The 23,445-nt window shown below is 70.6% G+C and carries 19 protein-coding genes; 18 read left to right on the top strand and 1 reads right to left on the bottom strand.

Going from position 1 to position 23,445, the window contains the following annotated elements; translation table 11 throughout:
• Positions 1–183 precede the first annotated feature (183 nt).
• The 17 genes from ACTXG6_RS01230 (at position 184) to ACTXG6_RS01150 (ending at position 19,820) form a co-directional block, all read left to right on the top strand.
• Positions 184–870, top strand: a complete 687-nt coding sequence (locus ACTXG6_RS01230) for a demethylmenaquinone methyltransferase (RefSeq protein WP_445185898.1) — start codon at positions 184–186, stop codon at positions 868–870.
• A gap of 221 nt (positions 871–1,091) precedes the next feature.
• Entirely contained in the window at positions 1,092–2,420 is a 1,329-nt protein-coding gene (locus ACTXG6_RS01225) for a geranylgeranyl reductase family protein (protein ID WP_445185897.1), read from the top strand.
• Between the two features lie 96 nt (positions 2,421–2,516).
• Positions 2,517–2,882 (top strand): NADH-quinone oxidoreductase subunit A, encoded by a 366-nt coding sequence (locus ACTXG6_RS01220; protein ID WP_445185896.1) that lies wholly within the window; start codon positions 2,517–2,519, stop codon positions 2,880–2,882.
• 13 nt (positions 2,883–2,895) lie between these two features.
• Positions 2,896–3,444, top strand: a complete 549-nt coding sequence (locus tag ACTXG6_RS01215; RefSeq protein ID WP_445185895.1) for a NuoB/complex I 20 kDa subunit family protein — start codon at positions 2,896–2,898, stop codon at positions 3,442–3,444.
• 8 nt (positions 3,445–3,452) lie between these two features.
• Positions 3,453–4,262 carry an NADH-quinone oxidoreductase subunit C gene (locus tag ACTXG6_RS01210; protein WP_445185894.1) on the top strand — a complete coding sequence of 270 codons (810 nt, stop codon included), beginning with the start codon at positions 3,453–3,455 and terminating at the stop codon, positions 4,260–4,262.
• A gap of 88 nt (positions 4,263–4,350) precedes the next feature.
• Positions 4,351–5,670 (top strand): NADH-quinone oxidoreductase subunit D, encoded by a 1,320-nt coding sequence (locus tag ACTXG6_RS01205; protein WP_445185893.1) that lies wholly within the window; start codon positions 4,351–4,353, stop codon positions 5,668–5,670.
• 76 nt (positions 5,671–5,746) lie between these two features.
• Complete coding sequence (nuoE, locus tag ACTXG6_RS01200; protein WP_445185892.1) at positions 5,747–6,493, top strand: NADH-quinone oxidoreductase subunit NuoE; 747 nt, start codon at positions 5,747–5,749, stop codon at positions 6,491–6,493.
• Positions 6,493–7,899, top strand: coding sequence for an NADH-quinone oxidoreductase subunit NuoF (gene nuoF, locus ACTXG6_RS01195; protein WP_445185891.1), 1,407 nt, complete (start codon positions 6,493–6,495; stop codon positions 7,897–7,899). The genes nuoE and nuoF overlap by 1 nt, the downstream gene beginning before the upstream one ends.
• Positions 7,896–10,424 (top strand): NADH-quinone oxidoreductase subunit G, encoded by a 2,529-nt coding sequence (locus ACTXG6_RS01190; RefSeq protein ID WP_445185890.1) that lies wholly within the window; start codon positions 7,896–7,898, stop codon positions 10,422–10,424. The genes nuoF and ACTXG6_RS01190 overlap by 4 nt, the downstream gene beginning before the upstream one ends.
• Positions 10,421–11,827: an NADH-quinone oxidoreductase subunit NuoH gene (gene nuoH, locus ACTXG6_RS01185; RefSeq protein ID WP_445185889.1), complete on the top strand. Its 1,407-nt coding sequence runs from the start codon at positions 10,421–10,423 to the stop codon at positions 11,825–11,827. Before ACTXG6_RS01190 ends, nuoH begins: the two co-directional genes overlap by 4 nt.
• Positions 11,820–12,362, top strand: coding sequence for an NADH-quinone oxidoreductase subunit NuoI (nuoI, locus tag ACTXG6_RS01180; RefSeq protein ID WP_445185888.1), 543 nt, complete (start codon positions 11,820–11,822; stop codon positions 12,360–12,362). Before nuoH ends, nuoI begins: the two co-directional genes overlap by 8 nt.
• Before the next feature lie 11 nt (positions 12,363–12,373).
• Complete coding sequence (locus tag ACTXG6_RS01175; RefSeq protein WP_445190314.1) at positions 12,374–13,225, top strand: NADH-quinone oxidoreductase subunit J; 852 nt, start codon at positions 12,374–12,376, stop codon at positions 13,223–13,225.
• A 76-nt stretch (positions 13,226–13,301) separates the two neighbouring features.
• Entirely contained in the window at positions 13,302–13,601 is a 300-nt protein-coding gene (gene nuoK / locus ACTXG6_RS01170) for an NADH-quinone oxidoreductase subunit NuoK (RefSeq protein WP_445185887.1), read from the top strand.
• 40 nt (positions 13,602–13,641) lie between these two features.
• On the top strand, positions 13,642–15,609 hold the full coding sequence (gene nuoL, locus ACTXG6_RS01165) for an NADH-quinone oxidoreductase subunit L (protein ID WP_445185886.1): 1,968 nt from the start codon (positions 13,642–13,644) through the stop codon (positions 15,607–15,609).
• A 7-nt stretch (positions 15,610–15,616) separates the two neighbouring features.
• Positions 15,617–17,221 carry an NADH-quinone oxidoreductase subunit M gene (locus ACTXG6_RS01160; protein ID WP_445185885.1) on the top strand — a complete coding sequence of 535 codons (1,605 nt, stop codon included), beginning with the start codon at positions 15,617–15,619 and terminating at the stop codon, positions 17,219–17,221.
• Between the two features lie 14 nt (positions 17,222–17,235).
• Positions 17,236–18,801 (top strand): NADH-quinone oxidoreductase subunit NuoN, encoded by a 1,566-nt coding sequence (gene nuoN / locus ACTXG6_RS01155; protein ID WP_445190313.1) that lies wholly within the window; start codon positions 17,236–17,238, stop codon positions 18,799–18,801.
• 32 nt (positions 18,802–18,833) lie between these two features.
• Positions 18,834–19,820, top strand: a complete 987-nt coding sequence (locus ACTXG6_RS01150) for a polyprenyl synthetase family protein (protein WP_445185884.1) — start codon at positions 18,834–18,836, stop codon at positions 19,818–19,820.
• Here the strand turns inward: ACTXG6_RS01150 and rarD are convergent.
• Positions 19,789–20,796, bottom strand: coding sequence for an EamA family transporter RarD (rarD, locus tag ACTXG6_RS01145; RefSeq protein ID WP_445185883.1), 1,008 nt, complete (start codon positions 20,794–20,796; stop codon positions 19,789–19,791). The two genes, ACTXG6_RS01150 and rarD, sit on opposite strands and share 32 nt — an antisense overlap.
• Positions 20,797–21,107: 311 nt before the next feature.
• Here rarD and ACTXG6_RS01140 point away from each other — a divergent pair, with 311 nt between their 5' ends.
• Complete coding sequence (locus ACTXG6_RS01140; protein ID WP_445185882.1) at positions 21,108–23,408, top strand: sunset domain-containing protein; 2,301 nt, start codon at positions 21,108–21,110, stop codon at positions 23,406–23,408.
• The last annotated feature ends 37 nt before the right edge of the window (positions 23,409–23,445 follow it).

Genomic DNA, 23,445 nt, shown 5'->3' with positions numbered 1-23,445 from the left:
GAGAACCGTGCCCCGCCGCGTCCCGTCCTCGCGTCGAGAGCGGCGCCAGGGCTGCTGGGCCACGAGAATTTCAGCCGTGCCGTCGATCTCGGCGGGGGCGGCCGGCGCCCGTCAGGGCAACCCGGTCCGCCACCGGAGGTGCGTGGCCGGGCGTGCCCGGGTCACCACGTAGCCTTGGCGACCGTGTCCCGAGCCAGTTTGGACAAAGACCCCCGTGACGTCGCCCGGATGTTCGACGCGGTGGCGCGGCGCTACGACCTGACGAACACGCTGCTCTCCGGCGGGCAGGACAAGCTGTGGCGGATCGCCACCCGGCATGCGTTGGCGCCCGCGGTCGGCGAGCGGGTGCTCGACCTGGCGGCCGGTACCGGCGTGTCCACCGTCGAGCTGGCCCGCGACGGTGCCTGGTGCCTGGCCGCCGACTTCTCGCTGGGCATGCTCCGCAGCGGCCGGCACCGCCCGGTGCCGATGGTCGCCGCCGACGCCCTGCATCTCCCGTTCGCCGACGCCAGCTTCGACGCGGTGACGATCTCCTTCGGGCTGCGCAACCTGGTCGACCCGGTGGTCGGGCTGGCCGAGATGGCCCGGGTGACCCGCCCGGGCGGCCGGCTGGTGGTGTGCGAGTTCTCCACCCCGACCTGGGCCCCGTTCGCGGCGGTCTACACCAACTACCTGATGCGCGCGCTGCCGGCGATCGCCACCAGGGTGAGCAGCAACCCGGACGCCTACGTCTACCTCGCCGAGTCGATCCGGGCCTGGCCGGACCAGGAGGGGCTGGCCGCGAAGATCGGCTCGGCCGGTTGGACCGACGTGGCCTGGCGCAACCTGACCGGCGGTATCGTCGCGCTGCACCGCGCCCGCCGCCCCTGACCACAGCCCTCCGCCGGTGACCGCGTTCGGCCGCCCGTGACGACATGTTGCGCAGGTCGGAGGCACTGGTCGCGCGTCTCGCCCGCCGGGGTCTTACACTCCAACCGGACTTCGTGAAAGTCTTCACAAGCGCCGGATACGACCAGCACGACCGGAAGAACGACGCAGAACGACCCGCACGACCCACCACCACACGCGCACCGATGCACCGGGAGAGCCGCATGGCCCAGCCGCCCGCCCAGACCTCCGCGCAGTCCGTCGCGCCGAGAGTCACCGGAAGCGACGCGGATGTGATCGTGGTCGGTGCCGGACCGGCTGGATCGACCGCCGCCACGTACCTGGCGCGGGCCGGGCTGGACGTGCTGCTGCTGGAGAAGTCCACCTTCCCCCGGCCCAAGGTGTGCGGCGACGGCTTCACCCCGCGCGGCATGAAGCAGCTCATCGACGTCGGCATCGACTGCTCCGAGCGCAACGGCTGGCTGCACAACCGGGGCCTGCGGGTGCTGGGCGGCGGCGTCAGCCTGGAGCTGGACTGGCCGGACCTGGCCAACTTCCCCGACTTCGGCGCGGTCCGCCCCCGGCAGGACTTCGACGAGCTGCTGGCCAGGCACGCGGAGAAGGCGGGCGCCCGGCTGCACGAGGAGACCTCGGTCACCGAGGCGATGACCGACGAGCGCACCGGCCGGGTGGTCGGCGTGAAGGGTCACGTCGGGCGCGGCAAGGACAAGCGCGAGGTGACCTTCCGGGCCCCGCTCACGCTGGCCTGCGACGGCGTCTCCGCCCGGGTGGCGCTGTCGCTGGGGATGGCCAAGAACGACAACCGGCCGATGGGCGTCGCGGTCCGCCGCTACTACACCAGCCCGCGCACCCACGACGACTACCTCGAGTCGCACCTGGAGCTGTGGGACCGCACCGACCCGAAGAGCCCGAAGCTGCTGCCCGGCTACGGCTGGATCTTCGGCATGGGCGACGGCACCTCGAACGTCGGCCTCGGCATCCTGTCCACCAGCCGCGCCTACGGGTCCACCGACTACCGGGCGCTGCTCAAGTCGTGGCTGGACGGCACGCCGGAGGAATGGGGCTACCGGGACGAGCACGCGGTCGGCACGATCGGCGGCGCCGCGTTGCCGATGGGCTTCAACCGCACCCCGCACTACCGCCCCGGTCTCCTGCTGGTGGGAGACGCCGGCGGGATGGTGAACCCGTTCAACGGCGAGGGCATCGCGTACGCGATGGAATCGGCGTCGATCGCGGCCGCCTGCGCCATCCAGTCCTTGGCCCGATCGGGCTCGGCGGCGGAGCACGCGTTGCAGAATTATCCCATCGCCATCCGCGAGGCGCTGGGCAGCTACTACCGCATCGGCAACCTATTCTCGAAAGCCATCGGAAACCCGACCGTCATGCGATTGGCGACCCGCCACGGGCTGCCGCGTAAGACACTGATGGCGTTCCTGCTGAAGTTGTTGGCCAACCTCCACGACCCCAAGGGCGGGGACGCATCGGACCGGCTCATCGCGGCGATGACCCGGCTGACCCCGGCCGTCAAGTAGTAAGGCTCGCCTCACTCAGGAACTGCTCTGAGTAGGTGATTAGGGTCGGCAATGACTGTCGACCATGGAAAGTCGACCGCGTACCGGAGGAGAGAGATGCTCCAGCCCTACCTCCCGCTGGTGTTGATGATGGCGCTGGCCGGAGCGTTCGCTTTCTTCTCGGTGGCCTCGGCGCCACACACCGGCCCTCGGCGGTACAACCGGGCGAAGCTGGACGCCTACGAATGCGGTATCGAGCCGTCCCCCCACCCGGTTGTCGGTGGTGGCCGGATGCCGGTCGCCTACTACCTGACCGCGATGCTGTTCATCCTGTTCGACATCGAGACTGTGTTCCTCTACCCGTTCGCCGTCACCGCGGATTCGCTCGGATTGTTCGGGCTGGTCGAGATCGTGCTGTTCATCGCGACGGTCGGTTTCGCCTACGTCTACGTGTGGCGCCGAGGTGGCCTGGACTGGAACTGAGGGGGCCGAACTAATGGGACTCGAGGAGAAACTGCCTAACGGTGTGCTGTTGGCCAGCGTGGAAAAGCTGGTCAACTGGACCCGTAAGTCGTCGCTGTGGCCCGCCACCTTCGGGCTGGCCTGCTGCGCGATCGAGATGATGACCACCGGTGCGCCCCGCTACGACCTGGCGCGGTTCGGCATGGAGGTGTTCCGCGCCTCGCCCCGCCAGGCCGACCTGATGATCGTGGCCGGCCGGGTGAGTCAGAAGATGGCCCCCGTGCTGCGACAGATCTACGACCAGATGCCGGAGCCGCGCTGGGTGCTGGCGATGGGTGTCTGCGCGTCCTCCGGTGGCATGTTCAACAACTACGCCGTGGTGCAGGGCGTGGACCACATCGTGCCGGTGGACATGTACCTGCCCGGTTGCCCGCCGCGCCCGGAGATGTTGATGGACGCGATCCTCAAGATCCACGCGAAGATCATGGACGAGCCGTTGGGCACCAAGCGTGCCGCCGCGCTGGCCGCCAGTGGCCACCGCACCGAGCTCATCCCGTCCTCGGTCAAGTACGCCAAGAAGTGAGCGATGACGTGAGCTCTGACAGCGAACCGCGCGACGCCGCCGAGAACACCCCTGAGGACGCCGGCGCATCGGAGTCCGGGACCGAGCAGTCCTCGGCCGAGCGCGGCGGCGACGACCTGGTTCCCAGCGATCTGCAGGGCGACCGCCCGAGCCTGCCGCTGCTCGCCGGCCACGAGCGGGCCGGCATGTTCGGCGTGCACGGCACCGGGGACACCTCCGGCTTCGGCGGGCTGCGGCTGCCGGCGTACTCGCCGGCACCGGCCGAGCGGCCCTACGGCGGCTGGTTCGACGACTTCGCCGACGAGCTGGGCGCGAGCCTGACCGAGCGGGGCATCCCGGGCAATGCGATCCGCCAGGTCACCGTCGACCGCGGCGAGATCACGCTCTACGTGCACCGGGACCGCATCCTCGAACTGTGCAGGACACTCCGTGATTCAGAGGGGTTGCGCTTCGAGCTGTGCTCCAGCGTGTCCGGGGTGGACTACGGCGAGGCGGTCCCGGACCGGCTGCACGTGGTCTACCACCTCACCTCGATGACCTTCCGGCGGCGGATCCGGCTGGAGGTCTCGGTCACCGTCGAGGACCCGCACCTGCCCAGCGTCGTCGAGGTCTACCCGACCGCCGACTTCCAGGAGCGCGAGACCTGGGACATGTACGGGGTGATCTTCGACGGGCACCCGGCGCTGACCCGGATCCTGATGCCGGACGACTGGGACGGCCACCCGCAGCGCAAGGACTACCCGCTCGGCGGCATCGCGGTCGAGTACAAGCACGGCGCCGAGATCCCGCCACCGGACCAGCGGCGGTCGTACTCATGACGACCAGGGCTGTGACGACCAGGGCTGTGACGACCAGGGCTGTGCACGAGAAGCCGAACGAGCAGCGGAACGAGCGCGGAGCGCAGGCATGAGCACCGACATGAACGATCCGTACGCCGAAGAGCGGCAGACCACCGAGGGCACCGTCTACACGGTCACCGGTGGCGACTGGGACACGGTCGTCAACGACGAGCACGACGATCGCATCGTGATCAACATGGGGCCGCAGCACCCGTCCACGCACGGCGTGCTGCGCCTGGTGCTGGAGCTGGAGGGCGAGACCGTCACCCAGGCCCGCTCGGTCATCGGGTACCTGCACACCGGCATCGAGAAGAACTGCGAGTACCGCACCTGGACCCAGGGCGTCACGTTCGTGACCCGGTGCGACTACCTGGCCCCGCTGTTCACCGAGACCGCGTACTGCCTCGGGGTGGAGAAGCTGCTCGGCATCACCGCGCCGCGCCGCGCCCAGCTCGGCCGGGTCATGCTGATGGAGATCAACCGCATCTCCTCGCACCTGGTCGCGCTGGCCACCGGCGGCATGGAGCTGGGCGCGCTGACCGGGATGACCTCGGGCTTCCGTGAGCGGGAGGTGGCGCTGCACCTGCTGGAGTACCTCACCGGGCTGCGGATGAACCACGCCTACATCCGCCCCGGCGGCATGGCGCAGGACTTCCCGGAGGACTACCGCGAGCACGTCCAGTACTTCGTCGACTGGATGGACAAGTACCTGCCGTCCTACGACAAGCTGCTCACCGGACAGCCGATCTGGCGCCAGCGGATGGAGGGCGTCGGCTACCTGCCGGTGGACGGTTGCCTTGCCCTCGGCGCCACCGGGCCGATCCTGCGCGCCGCCGGGCTGCCCTGGGACCTGCGCAAGACCGAGCCGTACTCGCTCTACGACGAGTTCGAGTTCGAGGTGCCCACCGCGACCGAGGCGGACTGCTTCGCCCGGTACCGGCTGCGGCTGGCCGAGATGCACGAGTCCCTCAAGATCATCAGGCAGTGCCTGGACAAGATGGAGCCGGGACCGGTCATGGTCGCGGACAAGAAGGTGGCCTGGCCCGCGCAGCTGAGCCTCGGCTCCGACGGCCTCGGCAACTCCCTCGAGCACGTCCGCAAGATCATGGGCCAGTCGATGGAGTCGCTGATCCACCACTTCAAGCTGGTCACCGAGGGCTTCAAGGTGCCGGCCGGACAGGTCTACACCGCTGTCGAGTCGCCGCGCGGTGAGCTCGGCGCGCACCTGGTCTCGGACGGCGGCACCCGGCCGATGCGGGTCCACCTGCGTGAGCCCAGCTTCATCAACCTGCAGACCATGCCCGCGATGAGCGAGGGCGGCATGATCGCCGACGTCATCGCCGCGGTGGCCTCGATCGACCCGGTGATGGGGGGATGCGACCGATGAGCACCGAAGCCGACAGCGAGCGAGCATCGCAGCGAGCGCCAGCGAGCGAGGAGCGGAACGAGCGCGGAGGCGAGGCATGAGCACCGACCAGTCCGGACCGACCACCGACCAGGTGTTCGACGAGCTCACCAGGCAGCGCTCGAAGGAGATCATCAACCGGTATCCGGTGTCCCGCTCCGCGCTGCTGCCGCTGTTGCACCTGGTGCAGTCGGTGGAGGGCTACGTCAGCCAGCAGGGCATCGGGTTCTGCGCCGAGCAGCTCGGCCTGAGCACCGCCGAGGTCAGTGCGGTGGCCACCTTCTACACCATGTATAAGCGCCGTCCCGGCGGTGAGCACCTGGTCAGCGTGTGCACCAACACGCTGTGCGCGGCGCTCGGCGGGGACGCCATCTACAAGCGGGTGTGCGAGCAGCTGGGCTCGGCGGGCAAGCCGCTGGGCCATGAGCAGACCGCCGGTGAGCCGGGTAGCACCGGCTCGATCACCGTCGAGCACGCCGAGTGCCTGGCCGCCTGCGACCTGGCCCCGGTGCTGCAGGTGAACTACGAGTACTACGACAACCAGACCGTCGAGTCCGCGGGCGAGCTGGTCGACGCGCTGCGCCGGGGCGAGAAGCCGGCGCCCACCCGGGGTGCCGCACTCACCGACTGGCGCACCGTGGAGCGCGAGCTGGCCGGGTTCTACGACGACCTGCCGGCCGCCGTCGCCGGCCCGTCGGCCGCCACCGAGACGCTGATCGGGGCCCAGCTGGCCGAGTCCAGCGGCTGGACCGCGCCGGCGATGCCGGACCACCCGGAACTGCCTGCCGCACCGGAGAAGAAGTGATGACGACTCAGCCGCTCAGCCCGGTGCTCACCCGCCGCTGGCTGTCCCCCCGCTCGTGGTCCCGGGAAACCTACGAACAGCTCGAGGGTTACCAGGCGCTGCACACCGTGCTGGTCGGGCGCGAGGGCGGAGCGGGCCGGGCGCACCCGGACCAGCTGATCCAGCTGGTCAAGGACTCGGGGCTGCGCGGCCGGGGCGGCGCCGGCTTCCCGACCGGGATGAAGTGGTCGTTCATCCCGCAGGGCGACGGCAAGCCGCACTACCTGGTGATCAACGCCGACGAGGGCGAGCCGGGTACCTGCAAGGACATCCCGCTGATGATGGCCGACCCGCACTCCCTGATCGAGGGCTGCATCATCACCAGCTACGCGATCCGGGCCAACTTCTGCGCGATCTACATCCGCGGTGAGGCACTGCACTGCATCCGCCGGGTGCAGAACGCGGTCAACGAGGCCTACGAGGCCGGTTACCTCGGCAAGGACATCCTGGGCTCCGGGTTCGACCTCGACATCGTGGTTCACGCCGGCGCCGGGGCGTACATCTGCGGCGAGGAGACCGCGCTGCTGGACTCGCTGGAGGGTCGGCGCGGGCAGCCTCGGCTGAAGCCCCCGTTCCCGGCGACCGCCGGGCTGTATGCCGCGCCCACAGTGGTGAACAACGTGGAGACCATCGCCAGCGTTCCCGCCATCGTGATGGGCGGCAGCGACTGGTTCCGCACGATGGGCCGGGAGAAGAGCCCCGGACCGAAGATCTACTCGCTGTCCGGGCACGTGGAGCGCCCCGGCCAGTACGAGGCGCCGCTGGGCACCACGCTGCGCGAGCTGCTGGAGCTGGCCGGCGGCATGAAGGACGGCATCCCGCTGAAGTTCTGGACGCCGGGCGGCTCGTCCACCCCGCTGTTCACCGCCGAGCACCTGGACGTCCCGCTCGACTTCGAGGGTGCGGTGGCGGCCGGCTCGATGCTGGGCACCACGGCGCTGATGATCTTCAACGAGACCGTCTCGGTGCCGTGGGCGGTCATGAAGTGGACCGAGTTCTACAAACACGAGTCCTGCGGCAAGTGCACCCCGTGCCGCGAGGGCTGCTACTGGCTGCTGCAGATCCTGCAGCGGATGGTCGCCGGCGAGGGCACCGAGGCCGACATCGACACCATGCTCGACGTCTGCGACAACATCCTCGGCCGCTCGTTCTGCGCGCTGGGCGACGGTGCGGTCAGCCCGATCACCAGTGGGATCAAGTACTTCCGGCAGGAGTTCCTGGACCTGTGCAAGGCCCAGCCGGCCGTGCCGCGTCCGGACCAGCTCGACGATCTCCGCGGAGTCACGACCTCTCCCAGCACAGGGCCAGGGGAGCGGCCAGCGCGTAGCGGCCGCGGAGCGGACAACACAGTGGGAGCCCAGTCATGACCCTGACCCAGGATTCTGGGACCGAGTCGAGGCCGGTGCCGGAGGGGCACGTCCGGCTCACCATCGACGGCATCGAGGTGGACGCGCCCAAGGGCGAGATCCTGATCCGTGCCTGTGAGCGCCTCGGCATCATCGTGCCCCGGTTCTGCGACCACCCGCTGCTGTCCCCGGCCGGTGCATGTCGACAGTGCCTGGTCGAGGTGGAGATGGGCGGCCGGCCGATGCCGAAGCCGCAGGCCAGCTGCACCATGACGGTGGCCGACGGCATGGTCGTCAAGACCCAGCACACCTCCAAGGTGGCCGACAAGGCGCAGCAGGGCGTGATGGAGCTGCTGCTCATCAACCACCCGCTGGACTGCCCGATCTGCGACAAGGGCGGCGAGTGCCCGCTGCAGAACCAGGCGATGAGCAACGGCCGGGACGACTCCCGGTTCATCGACCGCAAGCGCACCTTCCCGAAGCCGCTGCCGATCTCCACCCAGGTGCTGCTGGACCGGGAGCGCTGCGTGCTCTGCCAGCGCTGCACCCGGTTCTCCGACGAGATCGCCGGCGACCCGTTCATCGAGCTGCTCGAGCGCGGCGCCAACCAGCAGATCGGCGTGGCGCAGGACAAGCCGTTCCAGTCCTACTTCTCCGGCAACACCATCCAGATCTGCCCGGTCGGCGCGCTGACCAGCGCGGCCTACCGGTTCCGGTCCCGGCCGTTCGACCTGGAGTCCACCCCCGGCGTGAGCGAGCACGACTCCAGCGGTGCCGCGATCCGCATCGACACCCGACGCGGGCAGGTGCTGCGCCGGCTGGCCGCCAACGACCCCGAGGTCAACGAGGAGTGGATCGACGACAAGGCCCGCTTCGCGTTCCGCTACCTGACCTCCAAGGGCCGGATCGTGCGCCCGATGGTGCGCGGCGCGGACGGCACGCTCGTCGAGACCTCGTGGACCGACGCGCTGCAGGTCGCCGCCGAGGGTCTGCTCGCGGCCCGGGACGGCGACTACCCGGTCGAGCCGACCGAGCTCGACCCGGCGCTGCACCCGGACGCGGCCCGGCACAGCGCCCCCGCTGAGCCGCCGAAGGGCATCGGCGTGCTGGCCGGTGGCCGGCTGACCGTCGAGGACGCCTACGCATACGCCAAGTTCGCCCGGCTCGCCGCGGGCACCAACGACGTGGACTTCCGGGTCGGTGCGCACAGCGCCGAGGAGCTGGATTTCCTGGCCGCGCACGTGGTCGGCACCAGCCCGGAAACCGGCGGCCTGACCTTCACCGAGCTGGAGCAGGCGCCCTCGGTGCTGTGTGTGGCGCTGGACCCCGAGGAGGAGGCGGGCATCGTCTTCCTCCGGCTGCGCAAGGCCAACCGGCACCGCGGCCTGCGGGTCTTCCACCTCGGCCAGTGGACCACCCCGAGCGTCAGCAAGACCAACGCGACGCTGATCCCGGCGGTGCCCGGCACCGAGGCGAGCGTGCTGGCCGAGCTGGGCTCCGACGTGCTGGACCTGCTGGGCCAGGACGGCGCGGCGATCCTGGTCGGCGGCCGCGCGGCCGAGGTGCCGGGGCTGTTCGCCGCGGTGTCCGAGCTGGCGGCGCGGACCGGCGCGAAGGTGGCCTGGATCCCGGGCCGGGCCGGTGACCGGGGCGCGCTGGACGCCGGCGCGGTGCCGACGCTGCTGCCCGGTGGCCGGTCGGTGACCGACGCGTCCGCCCGCGCCGTGGTGGCCACCGCATGGGGCGTCGACGAGCTGCCGGCCGAGCCGGGCCGCAGCACGTCGGAGATGCTGACCGCCGCCGCCGCAGGTGAGCTGGCCGGGCTGGTGGTCGGCGGGGTCGACCCGTACGACCTGCCGGACCCGGAGCTGGCGCTGGCCGCGCTGCGCAACGCCCGGTTCGTGGTCAGCCTCGAGCTGCACGAGTCGGCGGTGACCGAGCTGGCCGACGTGGTGCTGCCGGTCGCCCCGGACGTGAACCGGGACGGCAGCTACCTCAACTGGGAGGGCCGCCGCCGCGACTTCGGGCTGACCCTGCGCGAGCCGGGCATGCTCGCCGACTGCCGGGTGCTGGACACCTTGGCGGTGGAGATGGACGTCGACCTGTTCACCCAGACGCCCGCCGCGGCCGCCGCCGAGCTGGCCAGGGTCGGCCTGGTCGGTGCCACCCGGCCGAGTACCCCGATCGCCGCGGGGACCGACGGGCACACCGCCGCGACGCCCGCCGACGGGCGGGCGGTGCTGGCCACCTGGCGGCAGCTGCTCGACATCTCCAGTCTCGCCGTGGACGAGCCGCACCTGGCCGGCACCGCACGGGCGCCGGAGGCCAGGGTCAACCCGGCCACCGCGGCTCGACTCGGGCTGACCGAGGGCGGGGTCGCCGTGGTGGCGACCGAGCAGGGCGCGATCTCACTGCCGGTGCAGCTGGCCGACCTACCGGACGGCGTGGTGTGGCTACCGGCCAACTCGCCGGGTTCCAGGGTCCGCGCCACACTCGGCGCCGGCCACGGCGACCTGGTCACGGTTACCGCCGGAGGGGACCGATGAACACCGGCTTCGATGGCACTGCGCTGACCACCGCCGCGGTGCACAACGCGGTACTCGCGCTGAACGCCGACCAGACCGAGGCACTGCTCGCCCAGGACCCGCTCTGGCTGATCATCCTCAAGGTCGTCGCACTGTTCGCCATCGGCGTCGTGCTGACCCTGTTCATGATCAACTGGGAGCGCAAGGTCGTCGGCCGGATGCAGCACCGGCCCGGCCCGAACCGGGTCGGCCCCAACGGCTGGCTGCAGTCGCTGGCCGACGGGCTCAAGCTGGCGTTCAAAGAAGACATCATGCCGGTCACCGCGGACAAGGTGGTCTTCTTCCTGGCGCCGGTGATCTCCTGCATCCCGGCGTTCGTGGCCTTCTCGGTGATCCCGTTCGGTCCGGAGGTGTCCATCTTCGGGCACCACACGGTGCTGCAGCTGGCCGACCTGCCGGTCGGCGTGCTGGTGACGCTGGCCTGCTCGTCCATCGGGGTCTACGGCATCGTGCTCGCCGGCTGGGCCTCCGGCACCCCGTACCCGCTGCTCAGCGCGCTGCGCTCGGCCGCTCAGGTGATCTCCTACGAGATCGCGATGGGGCTGTCCCTCGTCGCGGTGATCCTCTACTCCGGCACCCTGTCCACCGCCGGCATCGTGAACGCGCAGGAGGGCGGCTGGTACATCTGGCTGCTGCTGCCCAGCTTCGTGGTGTTCTGCATCTCGATGGTCGGGGAGACCAACCGGGCCCCGTTCGACCTGCCCGAGGCCGAGTCCGAGCTGGTCGGTGGCTTCCACACCGAGTACTCCTCGCTGAAGTTCGCGCTGTTCTTCCTCGCCGAGTACGTGAACATGGTGACCGTCTCGGCGATGGGCACCACGCTCTTCCTCGGTGGCTGGCGCGCCCCGTGGCCGCTGAGCCTGTGGGCCGGCGCCAACGAGGGCTGGTGGCCGATGGTGTGGTTCATCGGCAAGATGCTGGTCTTCCTGTTCGTGTTCATCTGGCTGCGCGGCACGCTGCCCCGGCTGCGGTACGACCAGTTCATGCGGATCGGCTGGAAGGGCCTGGTGCCCACCAGCCTGCTGTGGATCCTGATGATCTTCGCGATCCGGACCTGGCGGACCAGCGGGGGCGGCCACGGCGGCACCGCGCTGGTGGTCATCGGGGTGGTCGTGGTGGCCGCGCTGATCTTCGCCTTCCTGGTGCCGGACCAACGGAAACCCGAGGCGCCGGAGGTCGAGCCCGCTTCGGACTTCCCGGTGCCCCCGCTCGACCTGGCCGTGCCCTCGCAACCCCGGCACCGGATGCGAGCCTCGCCGCAGACCAGCCAGAACGGTCCGCTCGGCGGCGCGTCGGGCGAGGCCGCACTGGCCGGCTCGGCCGCGCCGGCCACCCCTCAGAGAGGGAGTTCAGACGATGCTTGATGCGTTCAAGGGTTTCGGCGTCACCTTCGCCACCATGTTCAAGAAGGTGGTCACCGAGCAGTACCCGGAGGACTTCCGGCCCACCGCGCCCCGCTACCACGGGCGCCACCAGCTCAACCGGCACCCGGACGGGCTGGAGAAGTGCGTCGGCTGCGAGCTGTGCGCCTGGGCCTGCCCGGCCGACGCGATCTTCGTCGAGGGCGGCGACAACACCGAGGAGGCACGGTTCTCCCCGGGTGAGCGGTACGGCGCCGACTACCAGATCAACTACCTGCGCTGCATCGGCTGCGGGCTGTGCGTCGAGGCCTGCCCGACCCGGTCGCTGACAATGATCAACTTCTACGAGCTGGCGGACGACGACCGGCAGCGGCTGATCTACACCAAGGAAGACCTGCTCGCCCCGCTGCTGCCGGGCATGGAGCAGCCGCCGCACCCGATGCGCCTCGGTGACGACGAGCAGGACTACTACGTGTACGCCCCGGCGCACGCCGCCGACCCGAACGTCACCGACGCCGTCGAGGAACAGGTCAAATGAGTGCAGTGCTGATGGCGGTCGGCTCGGTGCTGGCCCAGGGGCCCGGCGCGCCGATCGACCCGAGTGCGACCGTCAGCACCGGCGAGACTGTCGCGTTCTGGGTGCTCGGCGTGGTTGCGCTGGCCGGCGCGCTGGGCATGGTGTTCGCCCGCAACGCGGTGCACTCCGCGCTGTGGCTGGCCGTCACCATGCTCAGCCTGGGCGCCCTGTACATGGTCCAGGGGGCGCCGTTCCTCGGCTTCGTGCAGATCATCGTCTACACCGGCGCGGTGATGATGCTGTTCCTGTTCGTGCTGATGCTGGTCGGGCGGGACAGCTCCGACTCGGTCGTCGAGGTGCTGCGCGGGCAGCGGCTGGCCGGCACGTTCTTCGGCCTCGCGTTCGCGGTGCTGCTGGTCGGCGCGCTGGCCAACTCGCTGCAGGCGGTGCAGCCGGTCGGGTTGGCCGGCACCAACTCCAGCGCGGGCGGCAACGTCGGCGGCATCGGGCGGTTGATCTTCACCCAGTACCTGTTCCCGTTCGAGCTGACCTCGGCGCTGCTGATCACCGCCGCGCTCGGCGCCATGCTGCTGGCCTTCTCGCAGTCCCGCAACGCCGCGAAGAAGGGCCAGCGGGCCACCGTGGAGGCCCGGCTGCGCGGCGAGCACGCCCGCATCTCGCCGCTGCCCGGCCCGGGTGTCTTCGCCACCGCCAACTCGGTGGCCACCCCGGCGCTGCTGCCGGACGGCTCGATCGCGCCGGAGTCGCTCTCGGCGATCATCGAGTCCGCGCCGGCCGACGAACCGCCGCTGCCCACCCATGACGCGCACGCGCTGACCGGCGGCCGGCGCGATCCCGACACCACCGGGGAGAGCCACCGATGACTGTGCCAGCCCGGCGGACCAATCGCTCCGCTCCTCCCTCGCAAGCTCGGTCGATGCTCACGATTGGCACCGCCTCATGACCCCGACCTACTACCTACTCCTGTCCGCGCTGCTGTTCTCCATCGGCGCGGTCGGCGTGCTGGTGCGCCGCAACGCGATCGTGGTGTTCATGTGCGTGGAGCTGATGCTCAACGCGGTGAACCTGACCCTGGTCACCTTCGCCAGGATCAACGGTCAGCTCGACGGCCAGGTCATGGCCTTCTTCGTGATGGTGGTCGCCGCCGCTGAGGTAGTGGTCGGGCTGGCCATCATCATGTCCATCTTCCGCACCCGTCGGTCCGCCTCGGTGGACGACGCGAACCTGCTCAAGTACTAGGAGTCGACTCCGTGCACAGCTCCCCAGCCGCGGCGGCGGCATGAGTACCGACTTCCTTGCGGCCACCCCGCAGGTCGAGGCGGCGACAGGCGTGACCGGCTTGGCCTGGCTTCTGATCGCGGCGCCGGCCTTCGGCGCCCTGGTGCTGTTCCTGGCCGGCCGTCGCGCCAACGCCTGGGGCCACCTGCTGGGCTGCCTGACCGTGGTGGCCGCCTTCGCGGTCGGCCTCACGATCTTCCTGCACACCCTCGGCCTGGCACCGGAGCAGCGCACCTCAGAGCTGAACCTGTACCGCTGGATCCCGGTGAACGCGCTGCAGGTGGACTTCGGGCTGCGGATCGACCCGCTCTCGCTGACCTTCGTACTGCTGATCACCGGGGTCGGCTCGCTGATCCACATCTACTCGATCGGCTACATGAGCCACGACCCGGGACGGCGGCGGTTCTTCGCCCAGCTGAACCTGTTCGTCACGGCGATGCTGATCCTGGTCATCGGCAACAACTTCGTGATGCTCTACCTGGGCTGGGAGGGCGTCGGCCTGGCGTCCTACCTGCTGATCGGCTTCTACCAGGACCGCCCCTCGGCGGCGACGGCGGCCAAGAAGGCCTTCCTGATGAACCGGGTCGGCGACGTCGGCCTGGCGCTGGCGATCTTCCTACTCTGGACCAACCTCGGCACCGTGCAGTACACCGAGGTGTTCGCCCGGATCGGGGAGCTCTCCCCGGGAACCGTGCTCGCCATCTGCGTCCTGCTGCTGCTGGGTGCCTGCGGTAAGTCCGGCCAGTTCCCGCTGCAGTCCTGGTTGCCGGACGCCATGGAGGGCCCGACCCCGGTCTCCGCGCTGATCCACGCGGCAACGATGGTCACCGCCGGCGTCTACCTGGTGGCCCGGTGCAACCCGATCTACGACGTGAGCGCCGACGGTCGGTTGATCGTCACCATCATCGGCACGATCACGCTGCTGATCGGGGCGATCATCGGTTGCGCCTACGACGACATCAAGAAGGTGCTGGCCTACTCGACGGTCAGCCAGATCGGCTACATGATGCTGGCGGTCGGGCTCGGGCCGGCCGGCTATGCGCTGGGCATCGCCCACCTGCTCACCCACGGCTTCTTCAAGGCCGGGCTGTTCCTCGGCGCCGGTTCGGTGATGCACGCGATGAACGACGACGTGGACATGCGTCACTTCGGCGGGCTCGCCAGGCACATGCCGATCACCTTCGTCACCTTCGGGCTCGGCTACCTGGCGCTGATCGGGTTCCCGTTCCTGTCCGGCTACTACTCGAAGGACGCCATCATCGAGGCGGCGGCCGCGCAACCCGGCTGGCGCGGCCTGGTGATGGGCGGGCTGGCCATGCTGGCCGCCGGGCTCACCGCCTTCTACATGACCCGCCTGGTCTTCATGACCTTCTTCGGCGAGAAGCGCTGGCAGAAGCTGAAGGCGCCGGACGGCCACGACTACCACCCGCACGAGTCGGGGGCCTCGATGACCATTCCGATGATCATCCTGGCGTTCGGCTCGGTGTTCGCCGGTTACCTGCTGACCCAGTCGCACACCTTGGCCGGCTGGCTCGCCCCGACGCTCGGCGAGCTGGAGGAGCAGCACGGCGGCGCGCTGCCGGAGAGCGCCGTGGCGGGCGGCACCCTGGTGCTGTCCGGCCTCGGCGTGCTGATCGCCTACCTCCTGGTGGGCCGGCGCCCGACCCCGGTGCAGCGGCCGGAGCCGGTGGCCTGGCCGGTGCAGGCGGCACGGCGGGATCTCTACGCGAACGCCATCAACGAGGCGCTCGTTGCCCGGCCCGGCACCTGGCTGGCCAGGGCGCTCGTCTTCGTGGACAACAAGGGCGTCGACGGCATCGTCAACGGAATGGCCGCGCTGCTCGGCGGTACCTCGGGTCGGATGCGCCGGATGCAGACCGGTTTCGTCCGCTCGTACGCGCTGAGCATGCTCGGCGGCGGCGTGTTGCTCATAGCGGCGCTGCTCGCCGTCCGGTTCGGGACTCAGTGAGGTCGGCGTGAACAACTCACACAGCGTGCTCCTGCTCATCCTGCTACTGCTGCCGCTGGTCGGCTCGGTGGCCGTCGCCTCGCTGCGGGACAACGCGAAGGCGGCCAAGTCGCTCGCCCTCGGTGTCGCCGTGGTCGAGCTGCTGCTCACCCTGGTGACCTGGCTGTCCTACTCGGTGGCCGGCGCCGCCAGCCAGCGGTTCCAGCTGGTCTTCGACATGTCCTGGATCCCCAGCTTCGGCACCCGGATCACCCTCGGCGTGGACGGCATCGCGCTGGTCATGCTGGCCCTGATCGCGGTGCTGGTGCCGATCGTGATGGCCTCCTCGTGGGCGGACAAGCTGCCAGAGGGGCGCACCGCCGCCGGCTTCTACGGCCTCCTGCTGGCCACCCAGGCCACCCTGGTCGGGGTCTTCGCGGCGACTGACGTCTTCCTGTTCTACGTGTTCTTCGAGGCCATGCTGATCCCGATGTACTTCCTGATCGGGCGCTTCGGCGGGCCGAAGCGGCAGTACGCGGCGGTGAAGTTCTTCCTGTACTCGCTGCTCGGCGGTCTGATCATGCTGGCCTCGGTGATCGGGCTCTACGTGGTGAGCTCGGAGCGGCTGCCCGGCGGCGCCTCGTTCAGCTGGACGGCGCTGCAGTCCATTGCCGCCTCCGTGCCCGAGTCGGTGCAGATCTGGCTGTTCCTCGGCTTCTTCGTCGCGTTCGCCATCAAGGCGCCGCTGGTGCCGTTCCACACCTGGCTGCCCGACGCCGGTGCCGAGGCCCCGATCGGGGCCGGCGTGCTGCTGGTCGGCGTGCTCGACAAGGTCGCCACCTTCGGGTTCCTGCGCTACTGCCTGCCGCTGTTCCCGGCGGCGTCCAGGACGCTGGCCCCGCTGGTGCTGGTGCTCTCGGTCGTCGGGATCATCTACGCCGCGCTGCTCGCCGTCGGCCAGAACGACATGAAGCGGTTCGTCTCGTACACCTCGATCGCGCACTTCGGCTACATCTCGCTGGGCATCTTCGCCTTCTCCACCCAGGCGTTCGCCGGGTCGGTGCTGTACATGGTCAACCACGGCATCACGACGGGGTTGCTGTTCATCGTGGTCGGCATGCTGATCGCCCGGGGCAACTCGCGGCTGGTCAGCGACTACGGCGGGGTGGCCAAGCTGACGCCGGGGCTGGCCGGGGTGTTCCTGCTGGCCGGCCTCGCCTCACTGGCCCTGCCCGGCACCAACTCGTTCGTCAGCGAGTTCCTGGTGCTGCTCGGCTCGTTCCCGAGGGAGCCGGTCTACACGATCATCGCCACGGTCGGCATCATCTTCGCCGCGCTGTACGTGCTGTGGGTCTACCAACGGGTGTTCCAGGGCCCGGTGCGCGGTGACGCGGTCCTGGCGTCGATGACCGGCCCCGGCTCGGTTGCTGACCCGGACACCGCGGTCGGCGCGCTGAAGAGCACCTTCGCCGACCTCACCAAGCGCGAGATCGGGGTGCTCACCCCGCTCGTCGCGCTCGTGCTGCTGCTCGGCTTCTTCCCCGGCCCGGTGCTGGACGTGATCAACCCGTCGGTGACGGCGACCATGCACGAGGTCGGCCTGCCCGACCCAGTTGGAGGGGTGGCCCGGTGACGGTCCCGGCAATCATGCTCGACCCGGCAACGGTGCTGGCACAGGGCCAGATCGTGCCGCCGTCGGTGGCCTACTTCGCGCTGTCCCCGGTGCTGGTCATCCTCGGCGCGGCCTGCGTGGGTGTGCTGGTGGAGGCGTTCCTGCCCCGCCACCAGCGGTGGGCCGCGCAGGTCTCGCTGACGCTGCTGGCGCTGGTGGTGGCCGGCATCCTGCTCGGCGCCTACGCCAGCTCCGGCGCGGCGCCGATCAAGACGGTGGGCGACGCGATCGCGGTGGACCGCCCGACCCTGTTCATGTGGGGCACCCTGCTGGCGCTCGGACTGGGCGGCGTGCTGCTCATCTCGGACCGTTCGGTGGAGCCGGGTGGCGCGTTCGTCACCGACTCGCCGATCCCGGCCGGCACCCCGCAGGACCGGATCACCGCGAGCCGCACCGGGATGCAGACCGAGGTGCTGCCGCTGACGCTGTTCGCGCTCGGCGGGATGATGACCTTCTGCGCGTCGAACGACCTGCTCACCATGTTCGTCGCGCTCGAGGTGCTGAGCCTGCCGCTGTACCTGCTCAGCGGGATGGCCCGGCGCCGGCGGCTGCTGTCCCAGGAGGCGGCGGTCAAGTACTTCCTGCTCGGCGCGTTCGCCTCGGCGTTCTTCCTCTACGGGTTGGCCCTGCTGTACGGCTACGCCGGCTCGGTGAAGCTGTCCGACATCGCGGCCGCGTCGGCCGCCTCGCAGCGCTCCGACACGCTCCTGTTCGGCGGGCTGGCACTGCTGATCATCGGCCTGCTGTTCAAGGCCTCCGTCGGCCCGTTCCACACCTGGACCCCGGACGTCTACCAGGGTGCTCCGACGCCGGTCACCGCGTTCATGTCGGCGGCCACCAAGGTCGCGGCGTTCGGTGCCATCCTGCGGGTGCTCTCGGTCGCCTTCGGGGACACCCGGTGGGAGTGGCGCGGGGTGCTGTGGGCGGTGGCCATCGTCTCGATGGTGATCGGCGCTGTGATCGGTCTCACCCAGACCGACGTCAAGCGGATGATCGCCTACTCCTCGGTGGCGCACGCCGGGTTCCTCCTGATCGGTGCGATGTCGATCACCGCGCAGGGCCTGTCCGGCACGATGTTCTACCTGCTCACCTACGGCTTCACCACGCTGGCCGCGTTCGGCGTCGTCAGCCTGGTGCGCGACGGCAACGGCGAGGCCACCCACCTGTCCCAGTGGGCCGGGCTGGCCAAACGTTCACCGATCACCGCCGGGGTGATGGCGTTCCTGCTGCTCGCCCTCGCCGGCATCCCGCTGACCAGCGGATTCACCGGAAAGTTCGCGGTATTCTCAGCCGCGATCGCGGACGGTATGGCGCCGCTGGTGGTGATCGCGCTGATCGCCAGCGCGGTGGCCGCGTTCTTCTACCTGCGGGTGATCGTGCTGATGTACTTCAGTGAACCGGCCGCCGACGGCCCCACCGTGACGGTGCCCGGGGCGTTCACCACGGCCGCCATCACGCTGGGCGTACTGATCACTCTGCTGCTCGGGGTAGCCCCTTCGTTGGCCTTGTCGTGGGCCAGTGGCGGCCCCTTCGTAAGCTGACGGGTGTGCACGGGTCGAGCGGAGCTAATCGAGTGGCCGGGGTCGAGTTCCTCGACCCCAACCTGGCCGAGGTGGTCGACAGCGGACTGGTCCGCGTCGAGGAGCTGCTACGCCGGGAGGTGAGCGGCCAGTACGACTTCGTCACGGAGACGGCGTTGCACCTGATGGAGGCCGGGGGGAAGCGGTTCCGGCCGCTGTTCACCCTGCTCGCCGGCCAGATCGGGCCCAGGGCTGACTCGCCGGACGTGGTGATCGCGGCCGCCGTGGTGGAGCTGATCCACCTGGCGACGCTGTACCACGACGACGTGATGGACTCGGCCACCATGCGGCGCGGTGCCCCGAGCGCCAACGCCCGCTGGGACAACTCGGTCGCCATCCTCACCGGCGACTACCTGTTCGCGCACGCCTCGCGGCTGGTGGCCGACCTCGGCCCGGACGCGGTGCGGATCATCGCGGACACCTTCGCCGAGCTGGTCACCGGTCAGATGCGGGAGACCAGGGGCCCGCGTGCCGGCGAGGACCGGGTCCAGCACTACCTCACCGTGGTGGCCGAGAAGACCGGTTCGCTGATCGCCACCGCCGCCCGGTACGGGGCCATGTTCGCCGGCTGCCCACCGGAGCAGGTCGCCGCGCTGCGCCGGTTCGGCGAGATCATCGGCACCTCGTTCCAGGTGTCCGACGACGTGATCGACATTGCCTCGCCGCCGGAGGACTCGGGCAAGACCCCGGGCACCGACCTGCGGGAGGGCGTGGCCACCCTGCCGATGCTCTATGCGGCCCAGCAGAGCGGCCCCGGCGCCGAGCGGCTGCGTGCGCTGCTTGCCGCCCCGATCACCGACGACGGCTTGGTGACCGAGGCGCTGGAGCTGCTGCGGGCCAGCGACGGGCTGGAGCGGTCCCGCGACATGCTGCGGAAGCAGGCCACCCAGGCCCGCGACGAGCTGTCCGCGCTACCCGACTGCTCGGCACGGGACGCGCTGGCCTCGCTCACCGTGTTCGTGGTGGACCGGACCGGCTGAGCGGTTCGCCTTCGACCGCCGCGGTCCCACCCCGGTTGCGCCACAGGTCCACGGTGAAGATCGCCAGCGCGACCCACACCAGGGCGAAGCAGGCGAGCTCACCAGCCGGCATCGGTTCGCCGTTGACCAGTACGCCCCAGAGGAACTGCAGGCTCGGCGTCAGGTACATCAGGGTGCCGACGGTGGCCAGCGGGATGCGGCGGGCCGCCGCGCCGAACAGCAGCAGGGGGATCGCGGTGACCGGACCGCCGGCGATCAGCAGCGCGGTGTGCAGTGCGCCGTGCCCGAACGAGGCATGGCCGGTGCTGCCCAGCCAGATCAGATAGCCGGTGGCGATCGGGCCGAGCACCAGTGCCTCGGCGGTGAGGCTGGCCGTCGCCGGCAGCGGGATCGTCTTCTTGAGCAGCCCGTAGATGCCGAACGAGGTGGCCAGCGCGAGCGCCAGCCACGGTGGCCGGCCGTTCTGCACGCTCAGCATGACCACCGCCACCGAGGCGATGCCGAGCGCGACCCACTGCCAGGTGCGCAGCCGCTCGTGCAGCACCAGCACCCCGAGCAGCACGCTCAGCAGCGGGCTCATGAAGTAGCCGAGCGAGATCTCCACGACGTGGTGGATGCCGACGCCGTAGATGAACAGGCCCCAGTTCACCGCGATCGCCACCGCCGCCGCGCCGGCCATCAACCAGCCCCGGGCGGACAGTGCGCGCAGCAGCCGCCAACTCCGCAGGACGGTCAGCACGACCGTCATCAGCACCATCGTCCAGGCGATCCGCTGGGCCAGGATCTCCACCGCGCTGGCAGGCTCGAGCAGGCCCCAGAACGCCGGGAACAGGCCCCACACGGCGTAGGCGGCCACCCCGAGGGCGACGCCCCGGCCATCCACCCCGGTGGCGTTCGGCCCGGTGGCGTTCGGCCCGGTGGCGTTCGGCGCAGCGGGGTGAGGCGCGGTGCCGCCGCGGCCATCCAGGCTGGTCAACCGGTTCGAACTGAGCCCGGGCGTGATACCCGGCTCGACTGGATAAGGCCCCGATGCATCCGGCACGGCCCTATCCGAACATAACGGTGGCGGTCCTGTCGCGCGGGTTGTGGGGGATTTCTCCTGGTCGGTGGTGCTTTTTCGGCGGAACTGCTCCGGACTGCCCCCAAACGGGTCGGTGCGGTTGGCCGCACAGTCGTGGCCTGTTGACGATCTTTCTGTGATTATCGTGCGTGGATCGTGCCGATCGGCACCGTTGACGTGGGGCGGACGTCGGGCGCCGCGTAGCGGGTGCGGAGGAGGACAGGGCGATGGCAGCGGTCTTGGCGGGTGGCGCAGTCCTGCCGGCGGTGATCGTGGCCGTCGTCGTGGTGGTCGTGGTGGCGGTGATCTGGCTGCTGGTGCGCGGCATCTCGACCCGCCGGGATCAGGTCGCCGCGCCGGCCTCCCCGCCCGCCCGCGGGTCGACCCCTTCCCCCGGCGCGGCCTCGCCGGTAGACCCGGCCCCGGCGGCCGAGTCGGGATCACCCGCTGAACCGGTATCACTTGCTGAACCGGCGAGCTCCGCTGAGTCGGCGCCGACGTCGGAGCAGCACGCTGGGCCGCCGTCGGAGCGGGCACTGAAACTGGTCCCGCAACCGCCCGCCGGAGCCGCTCAGGACCAGCCGGCCGGTGCGGGATCGGTGCCGGCCGAGCCGGGCGCGGCGACGTCGGCCCCAGCCGAATCGAGCTCACCGGAGCAGACCCCGGAGCAGAGCGACCTTCCGCACGGGCACGGGGCCCCCGAGGGGTCGGCGGCGGCGGAATCGGCTGAGGAATCGGCGGTGGAATCGGCCGCGGAATCGGCGGTGGCGTCGACCGGCGGCGCGGCGGCCGAGGGCACGGCGGATGACCCGGCGGTCCTGGCCGACCGCTCCACGGTCGTGCCTCCCTCGGAGCCCACGCCGGCGGTTGCCGCCTCGCCAAGCGCCGACGAGTCGGTGTCTGACGAGTCCGTGCCTGACGAGTCCGTGCCTGACGAGTCGGTGCCTGAGGAGTCGGTGCCTGAGGAGTCGGGGGCCGGCGAGCCGAGCGCTGGCGCGAGTGGCGCACCGAACGCAGTGGTGGGCAGCGGGTCGGGGGCCGAGACGGCCACCGGGCCAGGCCCCGAGCCGATCGGGTCGGCCGTTGAGACCGGCACCGAACCGGGCATTGAGGCGGACACCGAACCGAGTAGAGAACCGGGTACTGCCGCGGGTAGCGAGCCGAGCAGAGAACCGGGCACTGTCGCGGGTAGCGCGGGCACTGCCACGGGTAGCGAACCGGGTACTGCCGCGGGTCGCGAGCGGGGCACCGGATCGGGCACTGCCGCGGGTAGCGAGCCGGGCAGCGGATCGGGCACTGATCCGGTCAGCGCGGCCGGCACCCAGCCCGCCGCGGATGGGGAAGGCGAGCGCCAACCCGAGCCCGACACGGCGCGGCCGTCGTGGCTCGGCGGAACCGGTTCCGACTCCGCGCTCGCCGCACTGGATTCCGGCCGCTTCGTGACCAGCCTTCCCGGGTCGGCGGGCCCACCGGCGCGGCGGCCGGGCACCGCAACGCCGGCACAGACAGAACCCGCCGCGTCCGGGGCCGCCGAGGCGACCGCCACCGCCGATGGCACGCACAGTGCTGAGAGCACCGGACCGGACGCTGAGACGGCCACCGGGCCCACTGGAGCAGGCGAAGGTGCCGGACCGCCCGGCGAGTCCACCGGGGCCGTCGAGGCCGCTGAGGCGCACGGCGAGGGCACCGAGACCGCTGAAGCCGTCGGGGTCACGAAGCAGACCGCCCCAGCCGAACCCGCCCCAGCCGAACCCGCCCCAGCCGAACCCGACGCAGCTGCACCCGACGACCACGCCGCATCCGAGGAGGCTGCAGCCACCCGAACCTCCCCGGTGCCCGCGCCGGTACCGCTCTTCGAGCCCGAGCCCGAGCCCGAGCCCGAGCCGGGGTCTGAGTCCGAGCCCGAGCCAGAGTCCGATTCCACGCCAGAGTCCGAGCGCGCGTTGGACACCGACCCGGAGCGCGGGTTCACGCCGGTGCCCGAGCCCGAGTCGATGCCCGCGGCAGAGGCAGAGCCGCCCGCGGCACTTGAATCGGAGGCAGCGCCGGAGCCGGACGGAGCGTCGGAGCCGGAGGCAGCGTGGGAGCCGGACGGAGCGCCGGAGCCGGAGGCAGCGTCGGAGCCGGACGCAGCGCCGGAGCCGGACGGAGCGCCGGAGCCGGACGGCGGGCGCAGGCCGGAGTCCACGCCCGAGCCGGAGTCATGGCTGGAGTCCGAGTCAGCTCGCGAGTCCGATTCCACGCCCGGTCCGGACCGGGAGCCCGTGCCTGAGTCGGAGCCCGTGCCTGAGTCCGGGACCGGCCCGGAACCGGTGTCGCTCTTCGAGCCCGAGCCGCCGCCGTTCCCCGGCGCCGCGCACTCGTTGCCGGACGGCTCCGCGCCGACACCGGACTACCGGGTGAAGGTCAACCTCGCGGTGCGGCGGTACTACACCGACGACTCGCCGTACTTCGCCCGCACCGCGGCACAGGTGTGGTTCCGAACCGTCGCGGACGCGGAGGCGGCCGGCTTCAGCGCCTCGGACTGACCTCGAGATCAGCTCGCCACGACACGGCCACGCCGGG

Source organism: Pseudonocardia sp. Cha107L01 (assembly GCF_052566575.1).
Note: the sequence above shows the minus strand (reverse complement) of the source record. Positions and strands in the feature narration are given on the sequence as shown.